The organism is Arcicella sp., assembly GCF_964672035.1.
This window is the reverse complement of sequence record NZ_CBABQS010000151.1, coordinates 1-4,586: the sequence shown is the minus strand read 5'-3', so window position 1 is coordinate 4,586 and position 4,586 is coordinate 1. Positions and strand designations below refer to the sequence as shown.

At 32.4% G+C, this 4,586-nt stretch carries 9 protein-coding genes and 1 pseudogene; 5 read left to right on the top strand and 5 right to left on the bottom strand.

Annotated features, from left to right (window positions below; translation table 11 throughout):
- Positions 1–207 (top strand): annotated as a pseudogene (locus tag AC1W31_RS20550) (acetyl-CoA C-acyltransferase); the annotation flags it as partial.
- Between the two features lie 63 nt (positions 208–270).
- Here the strand turns inward: AC1W31_RS20550 and AC1W31_RS20545 are convergent.
- From AC1W31_RS20545 to AC1W31_RS20535, 3 genes are all read right to left on the bottom strand, one after another.
- Positions 271–504, bottom strand: a complete 234-nt coding sequence (locus AC1W31_RS20545; protein ID WP_481736372.1) for a DUF4926 domain-containing protein — start codon at positions 502–504, stop codon at positions 271–273.
- 2 nt (positions 505–506) lie between these two features.
- Positions 507–833, bottom strand: coding sequence for a DUF6883 domain-containing protein (locus AC1W31_RS20540; protein WP_481736371.1), 327 nt, complete (start codon positions 831–833; stop codon positions 507–509).
- A 241-nt stretch (positions 834–1,074) separates the two neighbouring features.
- Positions 1,075–2,229 carry a hypothetical protein gene (locus AC1W31_RS20535; protein WP_481736370.1) on the bottom strand — a complete coding sequence of 385 codons (1,155 nt, stop codon included), beginning with the start codon at positions 2,227–2,229 and terminating at the stop codon, positions 1,075–1,077.
- Between the two features lie 210 nt (positions 2,230–2,439).
- Here AC1W31_RS20535 and AC1W31_RS20530 point away from each other — a divergent pair, with 210 nt between their 5' ends.
- The 3 genes from AC1W31_RS20530 to AC1W31_RS20520 all read left to right on the top strand — a co-directional run bounded on the left by AC1W31_RS20530 (position 2,440) and on the right by AC1W31_RS20520 (position 3,803).
- The gene (locus AC1W31_RS20530) at positions 2,440–2,658 is read left to right on the top strand and encodes a helix-turn-helix domain-containing protein (protein ID WP_481736369.1); all 219 of its coding nucleotides are present in this window, start codon (positions 2,440–2,442) and stop codon (positions 2,656–2,658) included.
- A gap of 68 nt (positions 2,659–2,726) precedes the next feature.
- The gene (locus tag AC1W31_RS20525; protein WP_481736368.1) at positions 2,727–3,233 is read left to right on the top strand and encodes a DUF1016 N-terminal domain-containing protein; all 507 of its coding nucleotides are present in this window, start codon (positions 2,727–2,729) and stop codon (positions 3,231–3,233) included.
- A gap of 33 nt (positions 3,234–3,266) precedes the next feature.
- Positions 3,267–3,803, top strand: coding sequence for a PDDEXK nuclease domain-containing protein (locus tag AC1W31_RS20520; RefSeq protein ID WP_481736374.1), 537 nt, complete (start codon positions 3,267–3,269; stop codon positions 3,801–3,803).
- Between the two features lie 16 nt (positions 3,804–3,819).
- Here the strand turns inward: AC1W31_RS20520 and AC1W31_RS20515 are convergent, their stop codons facing one another.
- Entirely contained in the window at positions 3,820–3,993 is a 174-nt protein-coding gene (locus tag AC1W31_RS20515) for a C1orf53 family protein (protein ID WP_481736373.1), read from the bottom strand.
- A 147-nt stretch (positions 3,994–4,140) separates the two neighbouring features.
- The gene (locus AC1W31_RS20510) at positions 4,141–4,272 is read right to left on the bottom strand and encodes a hypothetical protein (protein ID WP_481736367.1); all 132 of its coding nucleotides are present in this window, start codon (positions 4,270–4,272) and stop codon (positions 4,141–4,143) included.
- Positions 4,273–4,383: 111 nt separating this feature from the next.
- Between AC1W31_RS20510 and AC1W31_RS20505 the strand changes: the two genes are divergently transcribed.
- Positions 4,384–4,586: aminotransferase class III-fold pyridoxal phosphate-dependent enzyme (locus AC1W31_RS20505; RefSeq protein WP_481736366.1), on the top strand; the 203-nt coding region annotated here is incomplete at its 3' end.

The window sequence follows — 4,586 nt, the reverse complement described above, 5'->3', positions numbered from 1 at the left end:
GTGATTAAAGAATTGGATTTAGACCGTTCAAAAATCAACATGAACGGAGGAGCCATTGCCCTTGGACACCCACTGGGTTGTTCGGGAGCGAAATTATCCGTTCAATTATTCAACGAAATGCGAAGAAGAAATCAGAAATACGGAATGGTCTCTGCCTGTGTAGGTGGAGGACAAGGCGTTGCTGGGATTTATGAGTTTTTGAAGTAATTCTTTGCATTAAAAAGGGGCTAAATCTTAGATTTAGCCCCTTTTTGCGTTTTACTGATTTGATTATGCCGCCAATTCTAACTCACGCACATGAAGCATATCTTTATTGCCAATTGGTCTAACTTCATGGGCTTCAAGCGTAACTACCGCTACGGTTTTACCTTCTTTGGTCATAAATTCTACCTCATAACCTTCGTGATTATCGTAGATTTCTACCACAATTCCCACATCGCCTCTCATTAAACCTTTTTCGGGTTTATCAATGAGCAATACTATTTCATTATATTCCTTTATCATAATTATGCTGGATATGCGGTTACAAATCTTGGAAAATCTTCGTCATTTTTTATAATCCAAACGGAAGTCATAACAATAGAACGACCATTAGGGGCAATTATGTTTCCTGAAATTATAAATTTCAAACCAAATTTTGTTTGTTCGGTTTCTGAAACTTCTCCCGAAGAAGATAATTTGATTAAATCTTTAGCTAAATCTTCAAAATTATCCTTGAAATAGCCAAAAAGATTAAAGAAATTACTTTTCCCTTTTGAGTTCTCTTCATCAAGCAAATAATCAAGAATCTTCTCTTTTGCAATAAAAGCGTTTTCAGAATTGGGTAATTTCATAGATGCAATTTAGTGTTTTTTTTATTTTCTCGTGAAAATAGTGATAATAAAATTTTGGGGAATTGATTTAGAGTTTTAGAATATGGTAATGAAATACGAAGCAGAAATCAGAAATACGGAATGGTTTCTGCCTGTGTAGGTGGAGGACAAGGCGTTGCTGGGATTTATGAGTTTTTGAAGTAGAGATGATAGGAATAGCCAACTTCTGAAAGTTGGCTATTCTGTTTTAAGCAACTTAATTCTATCGGGGTGTGAATATTAAAGTAGTGTAAATTGACAGTTTACTTTGTGATACCCCTTCATTTTGTGTTTCGATTTCAGATTTAGGTATTTTTTCATCAATACTTTTCACCTCAAAATTTACTTTATATTTTTTTGTAAGAAAAACTATATTTTTGGCAAGACTCCTAACAATCATTTTTTGTTTTATTGAGTTTGGGTCGACTTTTAAAGACATTCCACCATGAAATGGGTCATTTTTATCAATAATGATTTCTTCTTTTTCAATTATCAATGAATTAAGAAATTTAGTTGCTCCATTTACTGCCTGAATTTTTCCATCAGGTAAATTGCCCTTGATAATGTAAACTATTGAATTTTGTCGTTGGATTATAAGTTCATTAGTAGTTAAATTTTCAAAGTTTTTTTCTCTACCATTAGGTATTACTTTCCAATCTATATTTATTTTATCCAAAATGTTTGGCTTGATATTTTCATTCGGAGTTGAAAATATTTTGTCTATATCAGCACCAATTATATTTCTATCAATAACACCTTTATACTTTCTAAGATTTTCTGAACCAAGTAAAACCTTAATCATTCTTGGGGCACTTTTGTAATATATTATTTCAATATCCTTAGCCAAATATGCTTCATTATATTGTTCTGCGGTAATATTTTTATCAACACTCATTTCTTCACCACTTTCCAGTTTATAATCAACACTGATATTGTAACTATTACTTTGACTTTTATTTTTAATAAGTCCCAAATATTTTGTTCTTGTAGTTGTTGTAATTGTTTCGCCACCATCAGAAATAGTTGCCTTTGTAGTTACACCTTCGTTTTCAAAAGCATATTCTTCTCGTTTATTATTTATTACCGTAATAAATGCAATACCAATCATAAATGAAAAAATGCCAATTATAAATCTTGTTATTCTTCCATCACCGTTTCTTTTCTCAATTGCTTGAATATCATCTTGTTGGGTGCTAATTTTTTCTAATGGAAACTGTTGATTGTAGGCTAAAACTCCAAGTATCATAAATAAAAAACTGCCAATTGTAGAAATTAAAGGATAATTCTTGTACCAAATCTGTACAGGCAAGCAACAAGATAGAATCAAAGTAACTAATGCTGAAACAGCCCAAATAGAAGTCATTTTAGTGAATTTCATATATTTTTGAAATTATGTGGTTGAATTAAATGTATATTTTTTGTGAATCTAAAATTCTAAAAATCCAAACCATTTTTTGAAAGTAGAATCTCAAATTACTTCAATAAAAGTAGATTTTCAAATTAACCACAAAAGAATCAGTTTTTCAATTAATCCGATGCCAAAATTCTTTTAATCAATTTCCAACTTGCCACTTGCTAAAATCAAGCAATGGACAAAAGGGAACTCTTAAATAAATTAGGAGAAAATGTGGTAAAACTGCGTTCTGAAAAGAATTGGAGTCAATCTGACCTTGCCCGTGCTTGTTTCAAAGACCGTCAAAGCGTTGAAAAATTAGAAAACGGTAAAATAAATCCTTCAATATTTTACCTAAAAGAAATTGCTGATGCTCTGGAAATTCCTTTAAATCAATTGCTTCGTTTTGAATAAAAACTTCAATCTCTACAAATTAGAAATAATTGCTTTTTTCTTCTATTTTTGATTTTCTAAAAAACTCAATGAACGAACTAAGTAATTATTCCGAAATTATCAAAAACCTCAAATCTACCATTCTAAATAGTAGATACAGAGCTGCATTACTTGTAAACCAAGAGTTATTGACTTTGTACTTTTCTGTGGGAAAACTCATCTCCGATAAGACCAAACAAGAAAAATGGGGAGCAAAAGTATTAGAGCGACTTTCGGAAGAGTTACAAAATGAACTGCCTGGATTGAAAGGATTTGGCGCAACAAATTTAAAGTACATGAAAATATTTCATGATGCTTGGAGTGAGTTTGATATTTTGAAAAGTTCTTATATGTCTGATAATGAGAATGATATAATTCGTCAGTCACTAACTGACGAATTGAAAAGAGAGTTTTTGCAAGTAAGTTTTACTCATCACAACCTTATTCTATCAAAAACTTCAACCTTCGAAGAACGTATTTTTTACATACAAAAAATCGCTCAAAATTTTTGGTCTGTTGATACACTCAAACATCACATCAAAGCTAATCTTTATTAAAAAGAAGGGAATCTTCCCAATAATTTCACTCAGATTATTACGGATAATGACGTAAGAGCTAAGGCTCTACAAACATTCAAAGATGAATATTTACTGGATTTTATCAACATTGAAGACCCCGATGTAGAAGATGAGAAAATGATTGAGAATGAGATTGTAAGGAATATAAAGAAATTTTTACTTTCTCTGGGAGCTGATTTTGCATTTATTGGCAATCAATTCAGATTGATTGTTGATGAAGATGAATACTTTATTGACCTTCTTTTTTTCAATCGAAAATTACAATGTTTGGTTGCTTTTGAGTTGAAAAAAGGGAAATTTAAGCCTGAGTATTTGGGGAAGCTAAATTTTTACCTGTCGGTACTTGATGAATACGTCAAACAACCACATGAAAATCCTTCAATTGGAATCATTTTATGTAAAGAAAAAAATAATAAAACGGTTGAATTTTCTTTCCGAGATTTCAATAAAGCAATGGGAGTAGCCACTTATAAAACAGCGAATGAATTACCAGAACAGTTTAGAAATGCTTTGCCTAATGAAGAGACACTCAAAAAACTGATGGATTAGGTAAAATTACTTTTAATCACCCCCTCCGAAACCCATAAGGACAATGCCTACAACCATTCTTACAACAATAACCACGCTTTAAGTGATATGCCGCTGTAAAAACCATAAATCCATCTTCATTCAGATAAAAATCTTCGGAAGGAAATTCATCACGGGTTGATTCTTTTTTATTTTTTGTTGTCTTTTCCATTAAATACCAAACCGTTCTTTTTTGAAAAATGTTTCTTTTTGCGTATTTTTGTCCTTCTAAATGCTCAAAATGAACGAATTTCAAGGTAAATATCATCATAACAATGCGCTTGCTCAACAGGCGGACGTTCGTGCTTTTACCACCAGTTCACTCTACGGTCATTTCTGCAAAATTCACCGCATCCTCACCGTATCTGTACAAATTCTGTACGTTATCAGCCTCTTTGGCGATTTTGGGACTGGGAACGGTAGCCGTCGCTGTTAGGGATTTAGGTATCAAAAAATACTTACCAATAATATCTCTTCAATCTCATTCTTTTTCAAAAAATCATTCTCGCTCAATCACTTTGTGCCTTGGTGGCTTTGCTACTTTGTGCCTTAAAAAAATACCATGATTTCCACAACCAAAAATTATACGATGCAATCTGCCTCCGATAGAGCTATCATGCTCGAAGACCGTTTCGGAGCTCATAATTATCATCCAATGCCCGTAGTCCTTCAAAAAGGCGAAGGCGTATTCGTTTGGGATGTTGATAATAAACGCTATTTCGATTTCCTTTCCGCTTATAGTGCGGTAAATCAGGGTCATTGTCA